28 protein-coding genes are annotated in these 25,801 nt (G+C 64.9%); 7 read left to right on the top strand and 21 right to left on the bottom strand.

Annotated features, from left to right (window positions below; all coding sequences use genetic code 11):
- Window positions 1-71: 71 nt before the first annotated feature.
- Complete coding sequence (locus tag HR9077_RS14405; RefSeq protein ID WP_136067688.1) at window positions 72-917, bottom strand: hypothetical protein; 846 nt, start codon at window positions 915-917, stop codon at window positions 72-74.
- A gap of 207 nt (window positions 918-1,124) precedes the next feature.
- Between HR9077_RS14405 and HR9077_RS14400 the strand changes: the two genes are divergently transcribed.
- Entirely contained in the window at window positions 1,125-1,703 is a 579-nt protein-coding gene (locus HR9077_RS14400; protein WP_136067687.1) for a superoxide dismutase, read from the top strand.
- A 107-nt stretch (window positions 1,704-1,810) separates the two neighbouring features.
- Here the strand turns inward: HR9077_RS14400 and HR9077_RS14395 are convergent, their stop codons facing one another.
- Both HR9077_RS14395 and galU read right to left on the bottom strand, forming a co-directional pair.
- Window positions 1,811-3,106: a nucleotide sugar dehydrogenase gene (locus HR9077_RS14395; protein ID WP_136067686.1), complete on the bottom strand. Its 1,296-nt coding sequence runs from the start codon at window positions 3,104-3,106 to the stop codon at window positions 1,811-1,813.
- A 4-nt stretch (window positions 3,107-3,110) separates the two neighbouring features.
- Entirely contained in the window at window positions 3,111-4,001 is an 891-nt protein-coding gene (gene galU, locus HR9077_RS14390; protein WP_136067685.1) for a UTP--glucose-1-phosphate uridylyltransferase GalU, read from the bottom strand.
- A 388-nt stretch (window positions 4,002-4,389) separates the two neighbouring features.
- Here galU and ubiG point away from each other — a divergent pair, with 388 nt between their 5' ends.
- Window positions 4,390-5,121 (top strand): bifunctional 2-polyprenyl-6-hydroxyphenol methylase/3-demethylubiquinol 3-O-methyltransferase UbiG, encoded by a 732-nt coding sequence (ubiG, locus tag HR9077_RS14385; RefSeq protein WP_136067684.1) that lies wholly within the window; start codon window positions 4,390-4,392, stop codon window positions 5,119-5,121.
- Window positions 5,118-5,852: an HAD-IA family hydrolase gene (locus tag HR9077_RS14380; protein WP_136067683.1), complete on the top strand. Its 735-nt coding sequence runs from the start codon at window positions 5,118-5,120 to the stop codon at window positions 5,850-5,852. The genes ubiG and HR9077_RS14380 overlap by 4 nt, the downstream gene beginning before the upstream one ends.
- Here the strand turns inward: HR9077_RS14380 and HR9077_RS14375 are convergent.
- The 14 genes from HR9077_RS14375 to HR9077_RS14310 form a co-directional block, all read right to left on the bottom strand.
- Window positions 5,849-6,610: a YciK family oxidoreductase gene (locus HR9077_RS14375; protein WP_136067682.1), complete on the bottom strand. Its 762-nt coding sequence runs from the start codon at window positions 6,608-6,610 to the stop codon at window positions 5,849-5,851. The two genes, HR9077_RS14380 and HR9077_RS14375, sit on opposite strands and share 4 nt — an antisense overlap.
- A gap of 19 nt (window positions 6,611-6,629) precedes the next feature.
- Window positions 6,630-7,388, bottom strand: a complete 759-nt coding sequence (gene ybgF, locus HR9077_RS14370; protein ID WP_136067681.1) for a tol-pal system protein YbgF — start codon at window positions 7,386-7,388, stop codon at window positions 6,630-6,632.
- A gap of 18 nt (window positions 7,389-7,406) precedes the next feature.
- A complete protein-coding gene (gene pal, locus HR9077_RS14365; protein WP_136067680.1) occupies window positions 7,407-7,943 on the bottom strand; it encodes a peptidoglycan-associated lipoprotein Pal in 537 nt (178 codons plus the stop codon).
- A gap of 54 nt (window positions 7,944-7,997) precedes the next feature.
- The gene (gene tolB, locus HR9077_RS14360; protein WP_136067679.1) at window positions 7,998-9,281 is read right to left on the bottom strand and encodes a Tol-Pal system beta propeller repeat protein TolB; all 1,284 of its coding nucleotides are present in this window, start codon (window positions 9,279-9,281) and stop codon (window positions 7,998-8,000) included.
- Entirely contained in the window at window positions 9,281-10,345 is a 1,065-nt protein-coding gene (tolA, locus tag HR9077_RS14355) for a cell envelope integrity protein TolA (RefSeq protein ID WP_136067678.1), read from the bottom strand. Before tolA ends, tolB begins: the two co-directional genes overlap by 1 nt.
- A 9-nt stretch (window positions 10,346-10,354) precedes the next feature.
- On the bottom strand, window positions 10,355-10,795 hold the full coding sequence (tolR, locus tag HR9077_RS14350) for a protein TolR (RefSeq protein ID WP_136067838.1): 441 nt from the start codon (window positions 10,793-10,795) through the stop codon (window positions 10,355-10,357).
- Window positions 10,796-10,810: 15 nt separating this feature from the next.
- Window positions 10,811-11,500: a protein TolQ gene (tolQ, locus tag HR9077_RS14345; RefSeq protein WP_136067677.1), complete on the bottom strand. Its 690-nt coding sequence runs from the start codon at window positions 11,498-11,500 to the stop codon at window positions 10,811-10,813.
- Window positions 11,501-11,524: 24 nt separating this feature from the next.
- Entirely contained in the window at window positions 11,525-11,920 is a 396-nt protein-coding gene (gene ybgC, locus HR9077_RS14340; RefSeq protein ID WP_136067676.1) for a tol-pal system-associated acyl-CoA thioesterase, read from the bottom strand.
- Window positions 11,917-12,954 carry a Holliday junction branch migration DNA helicase RuvB gene (gene ruvB, locus HR9077_RS14335; RefSeq protein ID WP_136067675.1) on the bottom strand — a complete coding sequence of 346 codons (1,038 nt, stop codon included), beginning with the start codon at window positions 12,952-12,954 and terminating at the stop codon, window positions 11,917-11,919. Before ruvB ends, ybgC begins: the two co-directional genes overlap by 4 nt.
- A 6-nt stretch (window positions 12,955-12,960) precedes the next feature.
- Window positions 12,961-13,566, bottom strand: coding sequence for a Holliday junction branch migration protein RuvA (gene ruvA / locus HR9077_RS14330; RefSeq protein WP_136067674.1), 606 nt, complete (start codon window positions 13,564-13,566; stop codon window positions 12,961-12,963).
- A gap of 78 nt (window positions 13,567-13,644) precedes the next feature.
- Window positions 13,645-14,184: a crossover junction endodeoxyribonuclease RuvC gene (gene ruvC / locus HR9077_RS14325; protein ID WP_136067673.1), complete on the bottom strand. Its 540-nt coding sequence runs from the start codon at window positions 14,182-14,184 to the stop codon at window positions 13,645-13,647.
- 37 nt (window positions 14,185-14,221) lie between these two features.
- Window positions 14,222-14,971: a YebC/PmpR family DNA-binding transcriptional regulator gene (locus tag HR9077_RS14320; RefSeq protein WP_136067672.1), complete on the bottom strand. Its 750-nt coding sequence runs from the start codon at window positions 14,969-14,971 to the stop codon at window positions 14,222-14,224.
- Window positions 14,972-15,077: 106 nt separating this feature from the next.
- Window positions 15,078-16,859: an aspartate--tRNA ligase gene (gene aspS, locus HR9077_RS14315; RefSeq protein WP_136067671.1), complete on the bottom strand. Its 1,782-nt coding sequence runs from the start codon at window positions 16,857-16,859 to the stop codon at window positions 15,078-15,080.
- A gap of 60 nt (window positions 16,860-16,919) precedes the next feature.
- Window positions 16,920-17,210 (bottom strand): FmdB family zinc ribbon protein, encoded by a 291-nt coding sequence (locus HR9077_RS14310; RefSeq protein ID WP_136067670.1) that lies wholly within the window; start codon window positions 17,208-17,210, stop codon window positions 16,920-16,922.
- A 228-nt stretch (window positions 17,211-17,438) separates the two neighbouring features.
- Here HR9077_RS14310 and HR9077_RS14305 point away from each other — a divergent pair, with 228 nt between their 5' ends.
- The 3 genes from HR9077_RS14305 to HR9077_RS14295 all read left to right on the top strand — a co-directional run bounded on the left by HR9077_RS14305 (window position 17,439) and on the right by HR9077_RS14295 (window position 20,453).
- The gene (locus HR9077_RS14305) at window positions 17,439-18,377 is read left to right on the top strand and encodes a D-2-hydroxyacid dehydrogenase (protein ID WP_136067669.1); all 939 of its coding nucleotides are present in this window, start codon (window positions 17,439-17,441) and stop codon (window positions 18,375-18,377) included.
- A gap of 179 nt (window positions 18,378-18,556) precedes the next feature.
- Window positions 18,557-19,477: a ribokinase gene (locus HR9077_RS14300; protein WP_136067668.1), complete on the top strand. Its 921-nt coding sequence runs from the start codon at window positions 18,557-18,559 to the stop codon at window positions 19,475-19,477.
- A 34-nt stretch (window positions 19,478-19,511) separates the two neighbouring features.
- Entirely contained in the window at window positions 19,512-20,453 is a 942-nt protein-coding gene (locus tag HR9077_RS14295; RefSeq protein WP_136067667.1) for a nucleoside hydrolase, read from the top strand.
- A gap of 15 nt (window positions 20,454-20,468) precedes the next feature.
- Here the strand turns inward: HR9077_RS14295 and HR9077_RS14290 are convergent, their stop codons facing one another.
- Complete coding sequence (locus HR9077_RS14290; protein ID WP_136067837.1) at window positions 20,469-20,741, bottom strand: acylphosphatase; 273 nt, start codon at window positions 20,739-20,741, stop codon at window positions 20,469-20,471.
- 355 nt (window positions 20,742-21,096) lie between these two features.
- Window positions 21,097-22,002: a YihY/virulence factor BrkB family protein gene (locus HR9077_RS14285; RefSeq protein WP_244613257.1), complete on the bottom strand. Its 906-nt coding sequence runs from the start codon at window positions 22,000-22,002 to the stop codon at window positions 21,097-21,099.
- 157 nt (window positions 22,003-22,159) lie between these two features.
- Between HR9077_RS14285 and HR9077_RS14280 the strand changes: the two genes are divergently transcribed.
- Window positions 22,160-23,251, top strand: a complete 1,092-nt coding sequence (locus tag HR9077_RS14280; protein WP_136067665.1) for a bifunctional nicotinamide-nucleotide adenylyltransferase/Nudix hydroxylase — start codon at window positions 22,160-22,162, stop codon at window positions 23,249-23,251.
- A gap of 21 nt (window positions 23,252-23,272) precedes the next feature.
- On the opposite strand, the gene HR9077_RS14275 is transcribed toward HR9077_RS14280, so the two are convergent.
- Together HR9077_RS14275 and cls are read right to left on the bottom strand one after the other, a co-directional pair.
- The gene (locus HR9077_RS14275) at window positions 23,273-24,190 is read right to left on the bottom strand and encodes a LysR substrate-binding domain-containing protein (protein WP_136067664.1); all 918 of its coding nucleotides are present in this window, start codon (window positions 24,188-24,190) and stop codon (window positions 23,273-23,275) included.
- A 114-nt stretch (window positions 24,191-24,304) separates the two neighbouring features.
- Window positions 24,305-25,723 carry a cardiolipin synthase gene (cls, locus tag HR9077_RS14270; protein ID WP_136067663.1) on the bottom strand — a complete coding sequence of 473 codons (1,419 nt, stop codon included), beginning with the start codon at window positions 25,721-25,723 and terminating at the stop codon, window positions 24,305-24,307.
- Between the last annotated feature and the right edge of the window lie 78 nt (window positions 25,724-25,801).

Genomic DNA, 25,801 nt, shown 5'->3' with positions numbered 1-25,801 from the left:
AGCGGTCATCGCACCGGTTGACTATGACTGCTTCCATTCGTGTCTCTGGCTCCCTGAAGACATCGTCGTGATCAGTTGCCGGCACTCAAGCTTTCCAGACTGGCGTTGATCGCCAATTGATTCTGGCGCAATTCCGTGATCGCGGTGCGGATTTCATCGATCCGCGCCTGGAGCTGTTCCCGCTCATCCTGTCGCGACTGACTGGTCTGGTTCAACGAGTCGACACGCTCACCGAGTGTCGCGATACGGGTTTCGACTTCGCCCAGCGCCTCGAGCTGCTGTTGCATGCCGCGCTGGGTCTGGGTCAGTTCGTCGGTGCGTCCTGCCAGCGCCTCGCGACGCTGGGTCGCCTGCTGTTGATCGGAGGCGAGGCGAGATACACGCTCGGACAATCCCTGACGGGCTTCGTTCCCCTGCTTCTCGAGCGCCGTCAGCGAGCGGCGGGTCGCATCGAGGGTGGCGGCCAGTGTGTCACCCTGCGTTTCGAGGCCGTCAAGCCGCTGGGCCAGGTCGTCGATCCGCGAGCTGTCGGCCGTGTTCTCTTCGAGCCCTTCGACGGTCGAACGCAGCTCGTCGAGCTGCCGGGACAGCGATTGCTGCTCCTCGCCGAGGGCGCCGAGCTCGTTCGACAGCTGGTCGGGGGACATGCCGCGCCCGTCATCGAGACTATCCAGCCTGGCATGCATGTTGGACACCTGCCCCTCGAGCTCGCGCTGGGTCGTCTGCCAGCTCTGGCGGTCCGTCCAGTAGAGCCAGGCCAGTGTCGTCAGCCCGACCAGCAGCAGGCAAACCAGCAACCATAGCGGCCAGACGCGCGCACTCTGGGTGTTGCCCGGCGAGCGATGCGTCGTCAGTTCGTCGCCGGGTCCCGGGACGATCGGGGTTGTCAGGCGTGGTTCGTCGGCGCGATCCACCATGGATTCTCCTCGTCTGTGCCTGGCGTGTAGCGAGTTCGCCATCGTTGCCTTCGTTACACGTGCTGAGCTGCGGCAGCGGAATTGGCGAGCATACCCCAGGCTGATAACATGTTGCGACCTCACTGAACGCAGATGCTTGGTATTGTAAGGTTTTTTATCCGCTTCTGTATTCCACGGTGATTACCGGAAGCAAATAGGAGTCGACCCATGGCCTTCGAACTTCCCGCGCTGCCCTATGAGAAAAATGCGCTGGAACCGCACATCTCCGCGGAAACCCTCGAGTACCACTACGGCAAGCACCATCAGGCCTATGTGACCAAGCTCAACGAACTGACCCAAGGGACCGACGACGAGGCCAAGTCGCTCGAGGAGATCATCAAGTCGACTTCCGGGGGGCTGTTCAACCAGGCGGCTCAGGTATGGAACCACACCTTCTACTGGCACTGTCTGTCACCCAAGGGGGGTGGCCAGCCTTCGGGGGCACTGAATGAGGCCATCAACGCCGGATTCGGTTCCTTCGACGCGTTCAAGGAGGCGTTCAACGCCAAGGCCGCCGGCAACTTCGGGGTGGGCTGGACCTGGTTGATCAAGACTGCCGATGGCGGCGTCGATATCCTCAATACCGACGATGCCGACACCCCGATCGCTCACGGCCAGACGCCATTGCTGGCCATCGACGTGTGGGAGCATGCCTACTACATCGATTACCGCAACGCACGACCCAAGTACCTGGATGCGGTGTGGAATATCGTCAACTGGGATTTCGTCGCCCAGAATTTCAGCTGATCGCAGCGCTCCGCAGCCGGGCAAGGTGGTTGCCGGTCCGCGACGCCGACGTCCCGTTCTGAAGCGGGACGTCGGCGCATGCCCGCGCGGCGCTCGGGCCTAGTGGCTCAGGGGTCGGCGCGCCGTCCGATGCCCCGGTAGACCAGCCCGCGGGCCGCGACGTAGACCGGATCGTAGATGTTGCGTCCGTCGAGGATCAGCCGCTCGCCTAGCGTTTCGGCAAGACGCCGCCAGTCCGGGTTCCAGTAGCACTTCCACTCGGTGACCAGCATCAGGGCGTCGGCGCCCTCGCAGGCGGCGTAAGGATCGTCCTCGTGCAGGCTGAGCAGCGGATGCTCGCCGAGTTCCTTGCGTAGCGCCGGCAGCGCTGCAGGGTCGTGCAGGCGGACATGGACGCCCTGGGCCCACAGCGCACGCAACAACGTCAACACGGGGGCATGATCGATGCGTGTGGTGCCCGGCTTGAAGGCGGCGCCCCAGATGGCCACCGTGCGCCCTTCCAGCTTGCCGTGGAAGTGATTCCACAACTTGCGGAACAGCGTCTCCTTCTTGCCCTCGTTGATATCCAGCACCTGTTCGAGCAACTGCGATTCACGCCCCGTCTGATGCTGGACGTCGGCCAGGCGCATCAGGTCGCGGGAAAAGTTGGGCCCGCCGAAGCCGATCCCCGGGTACAGATACTCATAGCCGATGCGGGTATCCGCGCCCATGCCCTGCCGAACGTGCTCGACATCGACGCCCAGCGAGTCGGCCAGACCGGCGACTTCGTTCATGTAGCTGATACGCGTCGCCAGCATGCCGTTGATCGCCAGCTTGGTCAGCTCGGCGGCACGTCTGGGCATGCGCTGGAAGACTTCGGCCCGGCGATTGAAGGCACGCAGCAATTCGCGGACCTGGTCGGCCGCCCAATCGTCCTCGCAGCCCAGCAGCCAACGCGAGGGGCGCGTGAAGACCTGCCAGGCACGCCCCTCCTCGAGCATGTCCGGCAGTACCACGGCGACCTGCGAGGCATGCCGCAGCAATGCTTCCAGCGCTTCGGTCTGGCCCACCGGGAACGTCGAGTTGTTGACCACCACCAGCGGCGAACTCTGCGCACCGGCGACGTCATCGACGAACCGCTCGGCGGCGTCGCGTTGGTCGGGCGCCAATGCCAGCCAGAGGACATCCGCTTCCAGTGGCTCTTCGAGAGCCGTTGGGGCATCGTGAATGCGCAGCGCGCCGGAGTCGCGGCTCGCCGTCAGCTGTTCGGCGACGAAGGGCTCGCCACTCAGCCAGTCGGCGGCCGCGAGCTGTGTCCATACGGTGTCGGGATGCGGGTACCAGTCGACCCGATGACCGACCGAGGCCATCGCCGCGGCGGCGGTCGCCGCGGCCAGCTCGCTGCCGTGTACGATAATTCGCATCGGCTTACCCCTCGTTGGCGTAACGCTTGAGCAGCGCGTTGAAGCCCTCGCCGAACTTGGGATGGCGCTTGCCGTAGGCCAGCGTAGCTTCCAGGTAGCCGAGTTGGTGTCCGCAATCGTAGGTTGCGCCCTGCATGCGATAGGCGGCGACGCCCTGCTGCTTGCGCAGCGTGTCGATGGCATCGGTCAGTTGAATTTCGTTGCCGGCGCCCGGCCTGGTCTGGGCGAGCAGCTCGAAGATCGAACCGGGCAGCAGATAACGGCCGATGACCGCCAGCGTCGAGGGTGCCTGCTCGACCGCGGGCTTTTCGACCATGTCGCTGATCAGCGCGCTCTTGCCGGGGTCGGGCACGTCGCCCTCGAGCGCCACGATGCCATACTTGTGGACCATGTCCCTGGGCACGTTCTCGACCATGATCTGAGCATCGCCGGTACGCTGGTAGGCCTCGATCATGCCGGCCAGGTCGTTGCGCGGCAGGCCTTCGTCATCGACCAGCACGTCGGGCAGCAGCACCGCAAAGGGCTCGTCCTGACCGATCACCGAGCGAGCGCAGAGCACCGCGTGACCGAGCCCCAGCGCTTCGGGCTGACGCACCGCAATGATGCTCACGTCGTCGGGGACGATGCTGCGCACCTCGGCGAGCATGTCGTCCTTGCCCTTGGCCTCGAGCATCGTCTCGAGTTCGAAATGCTTGTCGAAGTGATTCTCGATGGCGCCCTTGCTGGAGTGCGTGACCAGCACGATCTCCTTGATTCCGGCGGCCACCGCCTCTTCGACGACATACTGGATCACCGGCTTGTCGACGATGGTGATCATCTCCTTGGGGATGGCCTTGGAAGCCGGCAGGCAACGCGTGCCGAGCCCCGCTACGGGTAGTACGGCCTTACGAATCATGGGGGTCCCTCCTGCATGAATGTAACAATAAGTATGCCATATCGGGGCCGTGAAGCGAGCCCCGCTACGCTCAGTGAATCAGCCTGCGTCTCCGGCAGACTCGCGATCGTCGCGCTGGCCGAGCTTGCGCGATTGCCAACGATAACATCGCGCCGGACCGCCGGCACTCCCGACCGCCGGTCCGGCCACCGCTTACCGTGGCATCTTTGCCCAAAGCTTGTCGAGAAAGCGTAGAATATGGGCAGCTCGTCGGCCCGGCATGCAAGCGTTGCATCATCCCCGGGCCGGGCTCGCTGACGGCGAGCCATGCCGATCGATAACCAGGAACGCAAGCACATGGCGCTAGCCAGCGCGTCACGTACAACCCCCGCCAACAGGGAGAGGCGCTATGAACCAGGCACAACGCGGTACCCAGCGCGGCAATGTCGACTCCAGCGAGATTGCCAAATTCGAGGCCCTGGCGAGTCGCTGGTGGGACCCCGACAGCGAGTTCAAGCCGCTCCACGAGATCAATCCGCTGCGCCTGGACTTCATCGACGCGCGGGCCGGGCTCGCCGGCAAGACCGCCCTCGACGTCGGCTGCGGCGGTGGCATCCTGAGCGAGGCCATGGCGCACCGCGGTGCCCGGGTAACCGGCATCGACCTGGGCGCGACGCCGCTGGAAGTCGCGCGCATGCATCAGCAGGAAAGCGGCGTGACGGTCGACTATCGCCAGGTCAGCGCCGAGGAGATGGCCGCCGAGCATCCCGGCGAATACGACATCGTCACCTGCCTGGAAATGCTCGAGCACGTCCCCGACCCCGCCGCGGTGGTGCGGGCCTGTGCCACGCTGGTACGCCCCGGTGGGCACGTGTTCTTCTCGACCATCAACCGCAACCCCAAGGCCTATGCCTTTGCGATCATCGGCGCCGAATACGTGCTCAGCCTGCTGCCGCGCGGCACCCACGACTATCGCAAGTTCATCCGCCCCTCGGAACTCTCCAACTGGTGCCGGGCCACCGGCCTGCGGGTACGCGAACAGAGCGGGCTGACCTACAACCCCTTGACCCGCACCTACCGCCTGGCGCCGCGGGATGTCTCGGTCAACTACCTGATGCATTGCACGATGGAGGCGCCGTGATCGATGCGCCACTCGGGCTGCTGTTCGATCTCGACGGCACCCTGGTCGACACCGCACCGGACCTGGCCCGGGCGACCAATGCCCTGCGTGCGCACCACGGCCTCGACGCACTGCCCTTCGAGGTGATCCGCGCGCAGGTGTCCAATGGCGGCAGCGCCCTGGTGACGCTGGCGCTGGGGCTCGAGGTTGCGCACCCCGAGCATGCCGCGGCACGCGAGTTCCTGCTTGACAGCTACGCCTGCGATGTCGCCGCCGAGAGTCGAGTCTTCCCGGGATTGGAACCGCTACTTGCCACCTGGTCGCAGCCACCACGGGCCTGGGGCATCGTCACCAACAAGCCGCGAGCTTATGCCGCGCCGCTGATCGAGGCGCTGGGCCTGGCGCCTGGCGCATTGCTGTGCGCCGACGATCTGCCGGTCAGAAAGCCCGCCCCGGAGCCGTTGTGGGAAGCCGCGCAACGCCTGGGCGTGAGTGCCTCGCAGTGCTGGTACATCGGCGATCACCTACGTGACATGCAGGCCGCCCAGGCCGCCGGCATGGCGGCGATCGCCGTAGGCTACGGCTATATCGACGAGGCTGAGGACCGGCATAGCTGGGGAGCGGATCGCTGGTACGAGCACCCCCGGGATCTCAGCGCGGCGCTTATCGCGCTGGACGCCCGGCGGGTCGGCGATAACGGGCAGGCCCAGCCTCGGCGAGGCATGGACAGCGAAGCGCGAGGACGGCCCTAGCCGCGGGGTGGCTGGGCGTCGAAGCGCTCGCCGGTATGCCCCCGGCTGTCGGCGCCCATCAGCCATAGATACGTCGGCATGATCTCGTCGGCGCTGCGCAGTGTCGCCGGGTCTTCGCCGGGAAAGGCCTCCTGACGCATGCGCGTGCGCGTCGCACCGGGGTTGAGGCTGTTGACGCGCACCGCAGAAAGGTTTTCGAGCTCGTCGGCGAGTACCTGAACGAACCCCTCGGTGGCGAACTTGGAGACCGAATAGGCGCCCCAGAACGCCCGCCCCTTGCGCCCCACGCCGGACGACGTGAATATCACCGAGGCATCCTCGGAGGCCTTGAGCAGCGGCAGCAGCGCCTGGGTCATCCATACCGGCCCATTGACGTTGACCTGCATGACCTGCTCCCAGAGCTCGGGATCGTACTGCTCGAACGGCGTGATCCGTCCCAGCAGGCCGGCGTTGTGCAGGATGCCGTCGAGACGCGCGAACTCCTTGTCCAGCGTCGCCGCCATATCCTGATAGTCCTTGAGCGTGGCGCCTTCGAAATTGAGCGGGAAGATAGCCGGCTGCGGGCCGCCTTCGGCCTCGATCTCGTCGTAGACGGCCTCGAGCTTGGCGGTAGTGCGCCCCAGCAGGATCATCGTGGCGCCGTGGCGGGCGTAACACCGGGCGGCGGCTCGGCCAATGCCGTCACCGGCGCCGGTTACCAGGATGACTCGCCCCGCCAGCAGATCCGCCGGGGCCTGGTAATCGATCTTGCAACTCATCATGACTCCTCGGTGCCGATCAAAGCCCGGACTGGTTGAGGAAATCGCCGGCCATGCTGGCCGCATTACTGTCCGGATATTCCTGCTGAACGCGGTTCAGAAGTTGCTTGCTGGCCTCCGGCTGGCCCTGGCGTGCCTTGAGCAATCCCAGTTTATAGAGCGCATCGGGGACCTTGTTGCTTTGCGGGTAGTCTTCGATCACGGTCGTGAACGACTGGGCCGCCGGCTCCAGCTCGGAGCGCGCCGAATAGAGCTCTCCCAACCAATAATAGCCGTTGGCGCGCAATGGCGAATCGGGATGATTCTCGACGAAGGCCTCGAAGGCAGTGAGCGCGGCATCGAAGTCGCGTGCCTGGACCTTCTGGAAAGCCGCCTGGTAGGCCTGGCGATCCTCCTGGCTGGCGGCGCTGGCAGCGGCCGTGTCGCCGTCACCCGCCTGTGACGAAGCGTCAGAAGCGCTGCCATTGTCACCACTCGCGGCGATCGCCTCGATGCGCTTCTCCAGCTCCAGGTAACGCTCCTGCGCCAGGGTCTTCTGCTGCTCGAGCTGGTAGCGCAGCTCCTCGATCTGCCCTCGCAGTTCCTGGAGCCTGCGCTGGTTTTCCTGCAACTGGTTGAACAGCACCAGGTTGCCGCCCGCCTCGGGACGAGCCTGGGTCTGCTGGTAGAGATTGCTCTGCTGATTGGCCGAAAGATCTTCGACCACGGGGGCGGCCCATACGGACAGCGGGAGCAACAGGGCCCCCGCGCCGCACAGTCCTTTCAGACTGTGTTTCATGCTTGACTCCGCCGAAGCTTAGTAAGCGATGACCACGCGACGGTTCTTCGCGTAGGCCTGTTCGGAGTGGCCTTGCACGGCCGGACGTTCTTCGCCATAGCTGACGACATCGACCTGCGATGACGATACGCCCTGAACGCTCAGGTAACGCTCCACCGACTGGGCACGGCGTTCGCCCAGCCCCAGGTTGTACTCGCGGGTACCGCGTTCGTCGGCATGACCCTGCAGGACGACCTGAGCGTTGGAGTGGTTGCGCAGGTACTCGGCGTGTTCGTTGAGCACGGACTCGAACTCGGGACGAATGGTGTCCTTGTCGTAGTCGAAGTAGATGGTACGTACATCGGGAATGCCCGCGCGCTGACCGGCACCCACCTGCGAGCCGCTGGCCTGTCCGCCGGAGACGCCCTGGCCGGTGGTCACGCCGCCCTGCCCCTGGCCGCCGGCCGTGGTGCCATCCATGCTGCCGTCCTGGGTGCCGCCGCTGCTGGAACAACCAGCCATGACAGCGAGAGAAACAGCGACGGCCAGGCTTTTGGCGTACGGTTTAAACTTCATTTCAAACTCCTTGCTCAAAATGCGAATGACACAATTGTAACTGTCTGTTCAGGCTCAGTTCATGAACGGCGACCACGCAGGCTCCCGCACGTCGCCTTCGGCCGAGGGCAGGCGGTACGAAGCATTGCCATCGGCCGACACCACGCCCAGCACCCCGTTATTTCCCTGCTGGGTGGCGAAGATTACCATGCTCCCGTTCGGCGCAACACTGGGCGACTCATCCCACTGCGAGTCGGTGAGTATCGTCAGCCGGTCGTTGTCCAGGTTCTGCTTGGCGACGCTGAAACCGCTGTTGCCACGGTGGATCATAAACAGTGTTTCGCCATCCGGCGAGTAGCGTCCGCGCGAGTTGTAATTGCCGGTAAAGGTCAGTCGCTGGCTTTCGCCACTACCCAGCGAGTAGCGGTAAAGCTGCGGGCCGCCGCTGCGATCCGAGGTGAACACCAGGCTGTCGCCGTCCGGCGCCCAGGAAGGTTCGGTATCGATCGAGTCGTTACGGGTCAGGCGCTGGAAACTGCGCGAACCGATGTCCATGACGTAGATCTCCGGCTGGCCATCCTTCGACAGCGACATCGCCAGCTTGCGGCCATCCGGCGACCAGGTCGGGGCGCCGTTGATGCCCGGGAACGAGGTGACCTGGACGCGCTGGCTGGTCGCCAGGTTCTGGATGTAGATCGCCGAGTTACCCGATTCGAAGGATACGTAGGCAAGCTTGTCGCCATCCGGCGACCAGGCCGGCGACATGATCGGCTCCCGCGAGGACAGGATCTGCTGGCTGTTGTGCCCGTCGGCATCGGCGACATGCAGCGCGAAACGCCGGCTGTCGGCGGCGCCCTGGGCGGTGACGTAGGCGATGCGCGTCGAGAAGGCACCGCGAATCCCGGTGATCGCTTCGTAGACCTTGTCGCTGATGTAATGGGCACCGGAACGCAGCTGGTTCGCGCTGACGTTGACCGCCTCGCCGAGCATGCGCCGCTCGCCGTAGATATCCATCAGCTCGAACTGAATGCGATAGCCCTGGTCGGTCTGGCTGGCCTGGCCGACCACCAGGTAATTGCTGTCGACGGCACGCCAGTCGCGATAGCGGACCTCGTCGCTGGTGGTCGGCGAAGCGATCAGCGTGCTGCGCGACAGCGGATCGAACTGACCGCTGTGGGCCAGGTCGTCGCTGACGATCTGGGCGATGTCCTCGGGCAATTGCTGCCCGCCGAACGGTACGACGGCGATGGGGATCGCTTCATCGCTGCCCTTGGTGATCTCGATGGTCAGGTCCGCGCTGGCCGGGTTGCCAAACAGCAACATTAGCCAGCCGAGCATGAACGGAGCTAGTCGTTTCATCAGCGCACATCCTCAGGATTGAAATCCAGGTTGAATTCACGGAATTGCCGCTGCGCGGCGGCTGGAAGCTCGCGCATTTCACGGAACGGCGCGGCACGCTCGACGGCCTGAAGGACCGAACGATCGAAGCTGGCGTTACCACTGCTCTGGCTAATTGAAGCATTGACCAGTTCACCCGTCGGCAGCAACTCCAGGCTGACCACGGCGCGCATCTGATTAGTGGCTCCCGGCGGTATGTTCCAGGCTTGTTCGACCGCCCGCTTGACCAGGTTCTTGAAGCCATTGGCCGCCTGCGCCGCCTGCTTGGCATTGGCGATCGCCTGCTCTTCGCCGGCGATCGAACTCGCCAGGGCCTGCTCCGAGGCGCGTTCGGCCGCTTCGGCCGCGCGCCTGGCGGCGGCCTCGGCCTGGCGCTGCTTCTCGGCTTCGGCCTGCTTGCGCGCCTCCTCGGCCTGGCGCTGCTTCTCGGCTTCGGCCTGCCTGCGCGCCTCCTCGGCCTGGCGCTGCTTCTCGGCTTCGGCCTGCCTGCGCGCCTCCTCGGCCTGACGCTGTTTCTCGGCTTCGGCCTGCCTGCGCGCCTCCTCGGCCTGACGCTGTTTCTCGGCTTCGGCCTGTTGGCGTGCCTTTTCGGCCTGGCGCTGCCTTTCGGCTTCGGCCTGCGCCTCGCGTTCGGCCGCTTGCTGTTCGGCCCTTTCCGCGCGCCGCTGGGCTTCCTGCTCGGCCTGCTGCCGGGTTTCCTGCAACGCCTGCTGCTCGGCTTCACGACGCTCACGCGCCTGCTCTTCGGCCCGGCGTTGCTGTTCGGCTTGTTGTTGCTCCTGCTCCTGCGCTTTCTCTTGCTGGGCCTGGCTCTCGGCGGCACGGGCCTGGGCTTCCTTGGCCCGCTGCGCCTGATCGGTCGCCGTTTCGGTACTCACCAGGGTCGCCTGGACAATCGCCGAGGAGGTCTGTTCGGGTTCACTGGCAGGCCAGCGCAACACGCTCAACAGCAATATGCCGACGTGCAGGCCTACCGCCAGCACCACGGGGAGCCCGTAGCCGACCCGCCTTTCCTGTTTCGCCATCGTGCGTCCTCACTGCTCCCGGGAAGGCGGGTCGGAAATCAGGCCGACATTGGGCACGCCCGCGACCTGCAGGGTGCTCATCAAGGTCACGATCTGGCCGTAGGGCACGTTTCGATCGCCCTTGACCATTACCGGCGTCTGCGGCTTGCGCTGCAGTACCGCGATGACCTTGTTGCTGATCTCATCGAGGCTCAGCGGTGTCTCGCCATCGCCGATGGAAAGGAAATATTCGCCATCGCTGTTGACCGATGCGACCAGCGGCTCGCTGTCCTCGGGCATGTCGATGGGCTCGGAGGAGACCCTGGGCAATTCGACCTGCACGCCCTGGGTCATCATCGGCGCGGTGATCATGAAAATCACCAGAAGCACCAGCATGACGTCGATGAAAGGCACGACGTTGATCTCGGCCATGGGCTTGCGGTGCGGGCCACGGTTGAAGGGGCCATGCATCATAGCGGCGCTTCCTCAGGCTGCTTCCCGGTCACCGCGTCCCTGCAGGTTGCGGTGCAGAATGGAGTGGAATTCCTCGGCGAAGTCCTCGTACTGACCGAGCAGACGATTGGACTGCGCGGACAGGCGGTTGTAGAAGATCACCGCGGGGATCGCCGCGAAAAGGCCCATGGCGGTGGCGATGAGCGCCTCGGCGATCCACGGCGCGACGGTCGACAGCGTCGCCTGCTGGGCCATGGACAGGCTCATGAACGAGCCCATGATGCCCCAGACGGTACCGAACAAGCCGATATACGGGCTCGACGAGGCAACCGTGGCCAGGAAGATCAGGTGCTGATTGAGGCGCTCCTCCTCGCGCGACCAGGCGACCCGCATGGCGCGCTGGACGCCGTCGAGGATCGCCTGATTGCTGCGCGTCTTGGGCAGCAGCCGATTGAACTCGCGAAAGCCGGAACGGAAGATGTGCTCGGCGCCGAGTACGTCCTGCTCGGCCGGCGTTTCGCGATAGAGCTCGTTGAGATCGACGCCCGACCAGAAGCGGTCCTCGAACGTGCGATGCGCCTTGTGAGCCCGCCGCAGCACGAAGCTGCGCTGGAAGATCACCACCCAGGAAGCGATGGAAGCCGCGATCAGCAACAGCATTACCAGTTGCACCACCAGGCTCGCGTTCATGATCAGGTGGGGAATGGACAGGGATTCGTTCACGGGTGTCCTCGTCAGTGGTCCAGATTATCCGTTCAGGGCCGAGGCGATTGCCGCCGGCCAGCGTATTGGACGAAGCCGCTGTGCATCGACACAGGCAATATCGACGCTGGCTTCGCACAAGGGTTCCTTTGCTGCGCTCACTTTCTGTCTGAAACGCATCCGACAGGCTGAGTGGTTGACGATCTCGGCGCTTACCGAAAGCTCGTCATCGAGCCGTGCCGGCCTGGCATAGCGGCAATCGAGCCGGTGCACCACCAGTTGGATGCCGCCCTCGAGCAAGGCGCGCTGGTCGAGACCGCGAGCCCGCAGCCACTCGCTTCGCGCCCGTTCCATGAACTTGAGGTAATTGACGTAATAGACGATGCCGCCGGCATCGGTGTCCTCGATATAGACCCGTACGGGGATCGTGAATGCGCTCATGGCCGCCCCTCGCCACTGGCTTCGGGGGTGGCATCGTCGGCGGCGATGCCGAAGTGCAGGTAGGCCTGGCGGGTGACCATGCGCCCCCGCGCGGTGCGCAGCATGAAGCCCTGCTGGATCAGGTAGGGTTCGATCACGTCCTCGATGGTGTCGCGCTCCTCGCTGATCGCCGCCGCCAGGCTGTCGACCCCCACCGGCCCGCCCTCGAACTTCTCGATCATCGCCAGCAGCAGCCGGCGATCCATGTGATCGAGGCCGTGGCGGTCGACGTTCAACATGTTCAGTGCCTGGTCGGCGATGGCCTTGGTCAGCCGACCATCGGCGCGCACCTCGGCATAGTCGCGCACCCGGCGCAGCAGACGGTTGGCGATCCGCGGCGTACCGCGGGCCCGGCGCGCCACTTCGGCGGCACCCTCGGCCTCGGTCTCGATACCCAGCAGCCGCGCCGAGCGCACGACGATCTCGGTGAGTTCGTCGATCGCGTAGAATTCGAGACGCTGCACGATCCCGAAGCGGTCGCGCAGCGGCGAGGTCAGCAATCCCGCGCGCGTGGTCGCGCCGACCAGGGTGAAGCGCGGCAGGTCGAGCTTGATCGAACGCGCCGCGGGCCCCTCGCCGATCATGATGTCGAGCTGGAAATCCTCCATGGCCGGGTAGAGCACTTCTTCCACCGCGGCCGGCAAGCGGTGTATCTCGTCGATGAACAGCACATCGCCCGGTTGCAGGTTGGTCAGCATCGCCGCCAGGTCGCCGGCGCGCTCGAGCACCGGCCCGGAGGTCGACTTGATGTCGACGTCCATCTCGACGGCGATGATGTTGGCGAGCGTGGTCTTGCCCAGCCCTGGCGGACCGAATACCAGGGTATGGTCGAGACTGTCGCCGCGGCCACGCGCCGCGGCAACGAAGATATCCAGCTGCTCACGAACGCGCGGCTGGCCGATGTAGTCGGCCAGTCGCTTGGGGCGGATCGCGTAGTCGTGTTGTGGCTCGCCCTGCTGAGGCTCGGCGGCGATCAGTCGGTCACTTTCGATCATTCATCGCTATCCTGCCAACTTGCGAGTGAGTGCGGCCTTGATCAGCGCTTCGGTGGATAGCCCCTGGTCATGTCCGCTGAGCATGCGTGCCGCCTCGGTCGGCTTGTAGCCGAGCGTCACCAGCGCCGCTTCGGCATCGGCCAGCGGGTCGTGAGCACGCGAAGCCGAAGGCGGCGTGCTCGCCTGACCGTCGACCTGCTCCTCGGCCCAGTGAGGAAAACGGTCATGCATCTCGACGATCAGCCGCTCGGCGGTCTTGCGCCCCACCCCCGGCAGTCGTGTCAACGCCTTGACGTCGCTGTCCATCACGCAGCGAATGAACTGGTCCTGTTCCATGCCCGAGAGAATCGCCAGTGCCAGCTTGGGACCCACGCCATTGACCCGGACCAGCGCGCGGAACAGCGCACGTTCGGCTTCACGCACAAAGCCGTAGAGCAGATGCGCATCGTCGCGAATGCTCAGATGGGTATACAGCTGTACGGTTTCGCCGATACCGGGCAGCGCCAGCAGTGTATTCATCGAGGCTTCGAGTTCGTAGCCGACACCGCCGACGTCAATTACCAGCCATGGGGGCTGCTTTTCCAGCAAGGTACCGCGCAGGCGTCCAATCATGCAGTTACGTTCCTCCGGCCGACTGGGTAGTCACTATACTGGTCACCCGTACGAGTGACCAGCGCCCACCTCGCGTCGTCAGGATCCGGGCCGGAAGTCGCGCCACCCCGTACCCCGGGAGCGACGTCGGCGGCTGTCTTTGTGGCCGAGCAACCCGGCCCGGGCGTGGGCGTGCGTGAGAGCAATCGCCAGTGCGTCGGCGGCATCCGCCGGTGGCCGTGCGTCGAGCGCCAGGAGTGCCGCGATCATGTGCTGTACCTGGCTCTTGTCGGCAGCCCCGGTACCGGTCACCGCCTGCTTGATCTGACGCGCCGCATATTCGTGTACCGGCAGGCCATGATTGGCGGCGCAGACGATCGCCGTGCCCCGGGCCTGGCCCAGCTTGAGCGCCGAATCCGGATTACGCGCCATGAACACCTGCTCGATGGCCAGTTCGCCGGGGCGATACCGACCGATCAGCTCGGCGACCCCGGCATAGACCTGGGCCAGCTTCTGGGCCAGGTCATCGGCACGCATGCGGATGCAGCCGCTGGCGATATAGCGCGGCCGCGCCGTGCTCGCGTCGAGCACCCCGTAGCCGGTGATGCGCGAGCCGGGATCGATGCCCAGTATGATCAATCGGCCTCCCCGGTTCGCCCGGATACGCTGAGTAATGTCATTCGAGCTCGGCCAGCACGGTGTCGGCGAAGTCGGCATTGGAATAGACGTTCTGCACGTCGTCGAGATCCTCGAGCCTGTCGAACAGCTTGATGACCTTGCGCGCCACTTCGACATCGTCGATCGACGCGTAGTTGTCGGGATAAAGGCCCACGTCACTGGCGGTGGGCTCGATATTCGCCTCGATCAGCGCATCCTTTACGGCGCCGAAGCGCTCCGGCGAGGTCACGACCTCCAGCGTACCGTCCGCTTGCGCGACGATGTCCTCGGGCTCGGCGGCCAGTGTGGCCTCCATCGCCATTTCCTCGCTGACACCCTCGGGCAAGGCCAGCCGCCCCTGTTTATGGAACATGAACGCCACCGACCCCGACGTACCGAGATTGCCGCCCTGCTTGCTGAAGGCGTGACGCACGTCGGAGACGGTACGGTTACGATTGTCGGTCATGCACTCGACCAGCACCGCGACGCCGTCCGGGCCGTAGCCCTCGTAGACGGTCTCCTCCATGGCATCGCCATCGGTGTTGCCGGCACCGCGATCGATGGCGCGCTGAATGGTGTCCTTGGTCATGTTGTTGGCCAGCGCCTTGTCGATCGCCGCGCGCAGACGTGGATTGTCGTCGGGCTCGCCGCCGCCCTGGCGCGCGGCCACGCTCAACTCGCGGATAAGCTTGGTGAAGACCTTGCCCTTCCTGGCATCCTGGGCCGCCTTGCGGTGCTTGATGTTCGCCCATTTGCTATGGCCTGCCATCGAAAGCCTCCTCGTTCAGCAAAACCGGCGGCGCTGGGAGCGCCGCCGGGTTCATTGAAAGCCGGATCGTGCCGTCCACCTGACGCGATGCCGCCAGGTGCCGGCGTCACTCGTCGCCCGTCGTCACCTTGGCTTTCTGGCGCAAGCGAATGTTGAGCTCCTTGAGCTGATCGGCACTGACCTCGCCGGGGGCATCGGTCATCAGGTCGGCGGCGCTCTGGGTCTTGGGGAAGGCGATCACCTCGCGGATGGTCCGCGCGCCGGTCATCAGCATCACCAGGCGGTCGAGGCCGAAGGCCAGGCCGCCGTGCGGCGGCGCACCGAAACGCAGCGCGTCGAGCAGGAAGCCGAACTTCTCCTCGGCTTCGGCTTCGCCGATGCCGAGCACCTCGAACACCGTGCGCTGCATCCCCTGATCGTGGATACGGATCGAGCCGCCGCCCAACTCGGTGCCGTTGAGCACCATGTCGTAGGCCCGCGACAGGGCGCTGGCCGGGTCGGCCTTGAGCGCCTCCGGGCTGCACGACGGCGCGGTGAACGGATGGTGCAGTGCCGACAGCCGTCCCGCATCGTCGGCCTCGAACATCGGGAAGTCGACCACCCAAAGCGGTGCCCAGGCGCGTGTATAGAGATCGAGATCCTCGCCCAGCCGCACGCGCAGCGCACCGATCGCCTCGTTGACGATTCGCGTCTTGTCGGCGCCGAAGAAGATGATATCGCCGTCCTCGGCACCCACCCGGTCCAGCAGCGTCTCGATGATGCCGTCCATGAACTTGACGATCGGCGACTGCAGACCCTCGAGACCCTTGGCGCGCTCGTTGACCTTGATCCAGGCCAGCCCCTTGGCCCCGTAGATGCCGACGAAGCGCGTGTACTCGTCGATCTCCTTGCGGGTCAGCTTGGCGCCGCCGCTGACCTTGAGTGCCGCGACACGGCCGTCGTCGGCGTTGGCCGGGCCCGAGAACACCTTGAAGTCGACATCCTTCATCAGGTCGTCGACATCGACCAGCTCCAGCGGAATGCGCAGATCCGGCTTGTCCGAGCCGTAGCGCTGCATCGCTTCGGCGTAGGGCATGCGCGGAAACTCGGGCAGGTCGACCTCGAGCACCTCCTGGAACAGCTGGCGGATCATGCGTTCGGTGATGCCCATGATCGCATCCTCGTCGACGAACGAGGCCTCGAGGTCGATCTGGGTGAATTCCGGCTGGCGATCGGCGCGCAGATCCTCGTCGCGAAAGCACTTGGCGATCTGGTAGTAACGATCAAGCCCGGCCACCATCAACAGTTGCTTGAACAGCTGCGGCGACTGCGGCAAGGCGAAGAAGTGCCCTTCATGGGTACGACTGGGCACCAGGTAATCGCGGGCGCCTTCCGGGGTGGCGCGGGTCAGGATCGGCGTTTCGATATCCAGGAAGCCCTGGCTTTCCAGGTAGGCGCGTACACTGTGAGTGATCCGCGAACGCAGGCGCAGCTTGTCGATCATCTCGGGGCGGCGCAGGTCGATATAGCGGTGCTTGAGACGCACCTCCTCGCCTACCTTGCCATGTTCGTCGAGCTGAAACGGTGGCGTGGCCGCGGTGTTCAGGACTTCGACCTGCTTGGCCAGCACCTCGATCATGCCGGTGGGCATGTTGGGGTTCTGGGTCCCTTCGGGGCGCAACCGGATGCGGCCATGGATACGCAGCACGAACTCGCTGCGCGCACGATCGGCGGTGGCGAACGCGTCCTGGGTATCGGGGTCGACCACCACCTGGGCGATGCCATCGCGATCGCGCATGTCGAGGAAGATGACGCCCCCGTGGTCACGGCGGCGATGCACCCATCCGCAAAGCGTGACCTCCTGATCTACCAGGGTCTCGTTCAACTGGCCGCAATAATGGCTGCGCATGTCACATCCTGTTTCGTTGCTGTAAAGGGTAAGGGCCGCCGGTCCGGGCCGGCGGCGGTATCAGGCGGACGCCTTGGCGTCGGAGGCCGGCGTCGCAGCAGGCGCGGGCTTGTCGCCGCTGACGGGGGTCTTGCTATTGCCGTCCCCGGCCAGATTGCGCTTGGTGCCACCCGATTTGAAATCGGTCTCGTACCAGCCACCTCCCGCCAGTCGGAAACCGGCCGCCGAAATCAATCGCGACAGGGCATCGGTCTGGCACGCCGGGCATTCCCGCAGCGGTGCTGCGCTGACTTTCTGGAGTTTTTCCAGGCGATGGCCACAAGCCTTGCACTCATATTCATAGATGGGCATGGTTTTTATCACTCTGTGACTGAGACGGCATCCGCAGGCATTGTGGGCAATGTGCGGCGATAACGATATGTGGCCACGCGACGCGCTTTCCAAGCCTGCCATGAAAGCCGCATATTATAGCGTGTTGCGGCCCCTCACGGGCAAGTTGTCGGCGCCCGTGGACGAGCTTGTCTGCAATGCTGCGAAGCCTGGCGACTGCCCCGCCCGTTTTCCGAACAAGGAGCCCCCATGAAAGCCGTGATTCTGGATGCCGCCACGCTGGGCGACGACATCGACCTCGAGCCGATTCGCGGCGAGGTCGATACACTCGACATCCATGCGACCACCGCGCCCGAGCAGCGTCAGCCGCGGCTCGCCGGGGCCGAGGTGGCGATCGTCAACAAGGTCGTGCTCGACGCCGAATTGCTTGCCGCCCTGCCCGAACTCAGGCTGATCTGCGTACTGGCAACGGGGACCAACAATATCGACATGACGGCCGCCGAGCGCCAGGGTATCACCGTTCGCAATGTCAGCGCCTACGGCACCGGCAGCGTGGCGCAGCACACCCTGATGCTGATGCTCGCCCTGGCCAATCGGTTGCCCCGCTATCAGCAGGACGTGGCCGGTGGTGAATGGCAGCGCAGTCCGCTGTTCTGTCTGCTGGGGCACCGCACCCTGCAACTCTCCGGCAAGCGCCTGGTGATCGTCGGCAGCGGCGAACTCGGGCGGGCCGTGGCCAGACTCGCCGAGGCCTTTGGCGTCGAAGTGATATTCGCCGCCCGCCCCGGAGACGAAACCGGGGATCCTCGCCCTTCACTCGTCGAATTGTCTGCCAGCGCCGATATCATCAGTCTGCATTGCCCCTTGACCGAGGCCACCCGCCACCTGATCGACGCGCCGATGCTGGCTCGACTCAAGCCCGAGGCCCTGCTGATCAACTGCGCACGCGGCGGCATCATCGATGAACAAGCGGCCCTCGATGCGCTGCGCGCTGGACGCCTCGGCGGTCTGGCCGTCGATGTACTGCCCTCGGAACCGCCGCGTGACGGGCATCCGTTGCTCGATGCACTCGGCGAACCGCTCAATCTGCTCGTTACCCCGCATAATGCCTGGATCAGCCCCGAAGCACGGGCCAATGTCGTGAAACTGACGGTCGAGAACCTGGAGCACTGGAAGTCGAATCGTTAGAAACACAAGGAATGCTTGATCGAATAGAGACTATAAAGAAGATAACGGTATAAAAAGTGCAGTTGCATCGCCCGGGATGAATGCCAATACTCTGACCACATCCGACGAACGGAAGCTTCTCCGCAGCTCCCGACGGGGTTGCCTGCTCGCCGCACGCCTTGTGCTTATCTGGAGGATCCATGCTCTACAACTATGGCTCGATCAATATCGACCATGTCTATCGAGTCCCTCACCTGGTTCGCCCGGGCGAAACCCTGACCAGTCACGGCTATCGTCAGGTTCTCGGGGGCAAGGGGGCCAATCAGTCGCTTGCCGTTGCCCGGGCCGGCGGTAGCGTCACCCACTGGGGACGCCTCGGCCAGACCGATCGCTGGGCCCTGGAAACGCTCTCCTCGGCCGGCGTCAATACCGCGCACATCGAATTGACCGCCGAGCCCAGCGGTCATGCGCTGATTCAGGTCGACGATCACGGCGAGAACTCGATCATCCTCCACCCCGGCGCCAACCATGGCTTTACCGATGCCCACCATCGGGCCCTGCTCACCTCGATTGCCGGGGGCGACTGGCTGCTGCTCCAGAACGAGTGCAATGCGCTCGGCAAACTGATGGTGAGCGCCGCCGACAGGGGCATGCGCATCGCGTTCAATCCCGCCCCCATGACTGCCGACGTCCTGCGCCTGCCCCTCGAGCGTTGCCGGTTGCTGTTTCTCAATCGCGGCGAAGCGGCCGCGCTGGTCGGACTCGATGAAAGCGATGCCGTCGAGCGGCTGCTCGATGCGCTTCAGGATAAGTTGCCGGGCAGCGAAATAGTGCTCACCCTAGGTGGCGAAGGCGTCTGCTATCAAAGCGACAGCCAGCGGCTGCGGCTTGCCGCGCACAAGGTCGAGGCGCGTGACACCACGGCCGCCGGCGACACCTTCATCGGCTATTTCATGGCCGCGATTCAGCACGAACACCATGTCGCCGCGGCATTGCGGCTTGCCAGCGCAGCTTCGGCGCTGTGCGTCCAGCGCGAAGGCGCTGCCCCCAGCATCCCCGTCTTCAGCGAAGTCATGGAGGCCGCCGGCCATTGGCAGGAACTGGCGATAGACGCAGACTGAATGCCACGAACCCGACCACAATAGGATTCCAAGCATGCCCACACCGATCATTTTCGATACCGACCCCGGCGTCGACGACGCCCAGGCCATCGCCATCGCCCTCGCTCATCCGGACATCGAACTGCTCGGCATGACTACCACCTACGGCAATGTCGATGTCACCACGGCAACCCACAACGCCCTGCTGCTTGCCGAACTCGCCGGGCAGCGTATCCCGGTGGCCCAGGGCGCGGCCGGCCCCATGGTCAAGACGCGCTTCCCGCCGCCCAGGCACATTCACGGCGACAACGGCCTGGGCAATATCGGGCTGCCCGAGATCCAGGGGCGTGCCGAGGCCATCAGCGCCGCGCAATTCATCGTCGATCAGGTCAATGCCCGCCCCGGCGAGATCACGCTGGTCGCGGTGGGCCCGCTGGGCAACCTCGCCGCGGCCCTGCAGCTAGACCCGGGCATCGTCGAGCGCGTCAAGCACGTGGTGGTGATGGGGGGATCGATCCGTGAAGGCGGCAACGTCACGCCGGTCGCCGAAGCCAACCTGTTCAACGACCCCCACGCCGGGCAGCGCGTGCTGACCGCCGGCTGGCCATTGACGCTGGTTGGCCTGGACGCCACACACCGGTGCGTCCTCGACCCCGAGGCGATGGCCCGGATCGCCGCTGGCCAAGGGCGGCTTGGCGAGGTGCTGGCCGGCAGCTACGACTTCTACAAGGCGTTCTATCAGCAGGCGCTGGGTATCGATGGCTGCTGCCCGCACGACAGCTGCGCCCTGGCCTGGCTGATGAAGCCCGAACTGTTCACCGCCGTGGAGGGGCACCTGACGGTCGTCACCGAGGGCGACGCCGAGGGCCAGACGATCTTTGCGGCGGCGGGCCGTCCGTTCATCGCCGAGCGCTGGTCGCGCACGCCGAGCGCCCGGGTATGCCTGGACGCCGACGGCCCTGCCGTCGTCGACTGGATCGTCGAGACACTGAGCTGACGCGACGCCTCCTGGCTACCGGGTCACGAAGCTGTCACGATCGCACCACTCGACAGCATGCAATTCCACATGGGTCACCCGCGCCGCCGGTGGCCCCTGCCAGAGCCACTCGGTAAGCGCGTTGACCGCCTCGCGGTCGCCGCACAGCAACACTTCCACGCGCCCGTCGGGCAGGTTCCGGGCATACCCCGTCACACGGTGGGTGAGCGCGCGCTCCTGGACCGCGGCGCGATAGCTTACTCCCTGTACCCGGCCATCGACGAAGGCCTTTACACAACATCGATCCATGACGATCTCCTGCGACTGCATGCCGGTCACGACCACGAGGCCGCGCTGTATCGATAGTTGTAGCATCGCCTCCCCGGGCAGCCCAAATCGAGACAGGGCGCCTGCGCTGCCCTAGGCTTGACTATACAGGCCGCACTAGCCCCGCCTTGGCCGGTTCCAAAACGAGAAACCTCCATGAGAGAGGGGCGACAACAATGTCGATCTTCGATCACGCCGACTTCTCCAGCCTCGAGCAGGTCATCTTTGCCAGTGACCCGGCCAGCGGGCTCAAGGCGGTTATCATCGTCCTCCACAACAACTGCCGTCGACCGGCGCTCGGCCGCTTGCGCGCGGCAAGAAGCCCGCCTGGCCACGCTCAGCCATGCAGCAATTCGGTCTTGACCCGCACCGCCATGTTGCGCGGAACGATTTTCAAGCCGCGCGCCTCGAAATGCGTCCGCGTCAAGGCCGCGCCGAACAGCAGAATCAGCGAGGAGTAATAGACCCACAGCAGGATCAGCACCACCGAGCCGGCAGCGCCATAGGTCGAGGCCGTGGCGGTATAGGCCAGGTAGGCGGCGATTCCGTAGCGACCGATGGCGAACAGCACCGCGGTAACCAGCGCACCGACCACGACATCCCGCCAACGCAGCATGACATCGGGAAGGATCTTGAAGATCGTGGCAAAGAACAGCGCGATCACCAGCAGCGACAGCGTCAGTTCGCCGACGCTGAGCAGGAGTTCGCTACCGGGCAGCCAGCCACCGGCATAGCGAAACGCCGCACGCAATGCGACGCCCAGCACCAGCGACACCAGCAACACGAAGCCGATCGACACCACCACCGCCATCGACAGCACGCGTTTCTGCAGGAAGACCAGCAGGCTGTTGCGATCGGGGTTGGCGGTCACGCCCCACAGGCTGTTTAACGAATACTGCATCTGCGCGAATACCGTCGTCGCCCCTACCAATAGCGTGCCGACCCCAAGCAGCGTGGGGAGCACCCCCGAGCTCTCGATCCGCGAGGCGGCAACGGCGTTCTCCACGGCCTCGGCCGCGCCGGGGCCGATCAGCCCCTGAAGATTCGCGACGATCTCGCCCCGGGCGGCATCCTCGCCAAGCACCACGCCGATCACCGTGACGGCGATGATCACCGTCGGCGCCAGCGAGAATAGCGTGTAGAAGGCCAGCGAACCGGCATAGCTGAACGCATTGTGATCGAGCCACAGCTTGATCGCGTCGCGCACGATGCGAAACCAGTAGGCGAATGTCTTGGTAATCACGGCGGAATCCTTTATGGCCATTCAAACCAGCATAACCGGGCCGGCCCCGGCATGCGAAAGCGACTCGCCATGATCGGAACGCTCACTTCCGGAACGCTCTCTTGTAGTGCCTGGGGCGGCCACCCATAATGGCCGCGCCACTCTCACCGGAGCGCCCATGGAATCCTCGTCCGACGCGATGCAGCAGCCCGATTTCGATTGCCTGGTGTTCATCGGCCGTTTCCAGCCTCCGCACCTGGGCCATCTCGCGGTGATCCACGAGGCGCTCAAGCGAGCGCGACAGGTCATCGTGCTGATCGGCTCGGCCTGGCAGGCGCGCTCGTTGCGTAACCCCTGGCGCTTCGAAGAGCGGCGCGACATGCTGCGCAGCGGTTTCAACGACGCCGACAACGACCGGCTCGAGATCGAGCCGCTGCTCGACGCCTTGTACAATGACGATGTCTGGGTGCGCGACGTGCAACGCAAGGTGCGCGACATCGCACAGCCCTGCCAGGGCAAGCTGCCGCGTATCGGCCTGATCGGCGCCAGCCGCGGTCAGTCGAGCTACTTCCTGAGCCTGTTTCCACAGTGGGAATCGGTCAGCGTGCCGCTGGTCGACGGTATCTCGGCGAGCCACATTCGCGAACGGCTCTTTCACTCCCGTAACTCGGCAAGCGACTATCTGTCGACCGGTGCCGCGCACGATCTCCCCGCGAACGTGCATCACGCCCTGAACGCCTTCCACGATTCCGAGGCCTGCCAACAGCTGCTCGAAGAGCAGCAACTGCTCGAGCAGTATCGCAGTGCCTGGGCCCAGGCGCCCTATCCGCCGATCTTCGTGACCGTCAACGCGGTGGTGGTGCAATCCGGCCACGTATTGCTGGTGCGTCGCAACGCCGCTCCCGGCAAGGGGCTGCTGGCACTGCCCGGCGGGTTCATCAACCCCCACGAGCGCCTGCAGGATGCCTGCCTGCGCGAACTCCGCGAGCGAGTGAGGCTGAAGGTGCCCGAACCGGTGCTCAAGGGCTCGCTGCGCGATCAGCGGTTGTTCGACAACCCCCATCGCAGCTGGCGGGGACGCACCCTGGCCGAGGCCTTCTATTTCGCCCTGCGCCCCGAACAGCGCCTGCCGCAGCTCAAGCCCGCCAAGGGCGGCGAGCAGGCGCGCTGGGTGGCGCTGGCCGACCTCGAGCCGGATACGCTGTTCGAAGACCACTTCTTCATCATTCAGAACTTTCTCGGCCTGCCCGCGGGCTGGGGCGCCCCTTAGCCGCCGCGTGGCGACTCGAGTTCAAGCCTGCAGGAAATCCCGCGGCAGCTTCATCATCTGCCGCCACAGCTGCTCCACACCGGGCTTGTGTACCAGCGCGCAGCGGTACAGCCGCACCTCCAGCGGAATGTCCCAGGCACCGTCACCGGCCCGCACCAGGCGGCCGCTGGCGAGTTCGTCACGGATGCAGAAATCGGGTATCCAGGCCATCCCCACGCCCTGCAGCGCCATGCCCTTGAGTCCTTCGGCCATCGCCGTCTCGTAGATGGTCTTCAGGCGCATGCGTGTCGGATCGTTCTTCAGCAGCATGCGTACCGAGCGCCCCAGGAAGGCACCCTGGGTATAGGCCAGAAACGGTATCGAACGCTCGCCATCGAGGGGATACAGAGGCCGGCCCTCGGTATCGGGCATGCACACCGGCACCATCATCGCCTTGCCGATCGAGAACGAGGGAAACACTTCGGCATCGAGCTGCATGGTCGCGTAAGGATCATGGTAGCCAAGCATCAGGTCGCAGTTGCCCTCGCGCAGCACATGGATGGCATCGCCGACGTTCATCGCCGCCAGGCGCGTAGGCAACTCGCCGACGCCCTTCTGCAGGCGCGAAATCCAGCGCGGGTAGAAGGCCAGGGCCAGCGAATGCGCCGCCACGATGTCGAGGGCTTCATTGGCGATCGCCAGGCCGCGCAGGTGGCTGAGGCTTTCGCTGAGCTGCTCGACCAGGTTGCGCGCGGTGATCAGGAACAGCTGGCCCTCCGGAGTCAGCCCCACCGGAGTCGTCGAGCGATCGACCAGGGTCGCCCCGACGGCCTGCTCCAGCGAACGGATACGCCGGCTGAAGGCCGGCTGGGTGACGTGACGCTGGCGCGCCGACGCCGAGAAGCTGCGCGTGTTGGCCAGTGCCACGAAGTCTTCCAGCCATTTGGTTTCGAGGTTCACCGTGGCTCCACATCGAGTGAGAAGGTAGACGGCTGGATGTTCGCCAGCCACGACGCGCCTGAGTGTACCCAAGCCGGGACCCACCCACCATGGCGGATGGCTTCGCGACGCGGATTATTGAACCGGGGCCAGCAAGTAGGCGGCGCGGGATACCAGCTTGCGCCATAGCGGCCGGCTTTCCAGTTCCTCGAGGGTCACGCCGCGACACTGGGCGAAGTCGTTCTCGAGCATCACCGCGACTTCGGCGGCGAAGCCATGATCGGGAATGAAGGCGGTGATCTCGAAATTGAGCCGGAACGAGCGATTGTCGAGATTGACCGTTCCCACCGTGGCGCTGTGATCGTCGATCAACATTACCTTCTGGTGAAGAAAGCCGGGTTGATAACGGTATATCTTCACGCCGGCACGAATCATGTCGGGCAGAAACGAGAACGCCGACAGGAAGACCAGCAGATGATCCGGGCGTTCGGGCATCATTACCCGAACATCGACACCCCGCAGCGCCGCCAGTCGCAAGGCATCCTGCACGCCCTGGTCGGGAACGAAATAGGGGCTGGTGATCCACAGGCGCTGCTGGGCACCATGGATATTGTGCTGCATCAGCAGGCTGGCGGTTTCCAGGCCATCGGCCGGCCCCGAGGGCACGATCACCACATGCTGGCATTCGTCGCAGGTCACCCTGGGCTTCCACTCGAGATCGATGACCCGGCCCGTGGCCCAGTGCCAGTCCTCCCAGAAGGCTTCCTGCAGCCCCAGTACGCTGGGCCCGGACAGCATCAGGTGGGTGTCTCGCCACGGTCCGTGGCGCGCATCCTCGCCGAGGTACTCGACACCGACGTTGAGCCCGCCCGTCCAGCCGAGCACGCCGTCGACGACGGTGACCTTGCGATGATTGCGAAAGTTGAGCTGAAAGCGATGTCGAAAGCCGCGCGACGAATTGAAGGCACTGACCTCGACACCGGCACGAGACAAGTCGTCGAGATAGCCGTCGTCCAGCGAATGGCAGCCGATCTCGTCGTAGAGCAGGTAGACCCGCACGCCCTGCCCGGCCTTGCGCTCGAGCAGATCCTTCAAGGCGATACCCAGGCGATCGCGCCGGATGATGAAGAACTGCACCAGCACGTAATCCCGCGCGGCCTCTATGCCGGCGAACAGGCTGTCGAAGGTCGCCTGCCCATCGATCAGCAGCGAAGCGCGGTTGCCGCCGGTCAGCGGCATCATCGCCAGCTTTTCCACGGCCTGGACGCGTACGTTCGCCGCCTCGGTGAGGTACGGCTCTATCAGGGGCCGATAACGGGCGAGTATCCGCCGCAAGGTCGAGTCATGCTCGCCTCGCGAGGAGACATAGCCGTAGAACCGCGGTCGACCGAAGACCCAGTACGCCGGTAGCGCCGCGTAGGGAAAGGTGACCAGACTGATAATCCAGGCCACCGCGCCCTGCGACGTGCGGCTGGAAAGCAGCGCCAGCACCGCCGAGACCACCCCGGCCAGATGGATCACGAACACGCCTGCACCCAACAGCCAGGATGTCATCGGCGATCCGTACCGCTAGCGGTCGTCATGGCGCCTCCAGGGCTGTGAAAGTACGCCCCCAGCCTACGCCGGGGTCTC

Origin of the sequence: Modicisalibacter radicis (assembly GCF_900961225.1) — a bacterium.
GTDB lineage: Bacteria > Pseudomonadota > Gammaproteobacteria > Pseudomonadales > Halomonadaceae > Modicisalibacter.
This window is presented reverse-complemented; position numbering and strand designations above follow the sequence as displayed.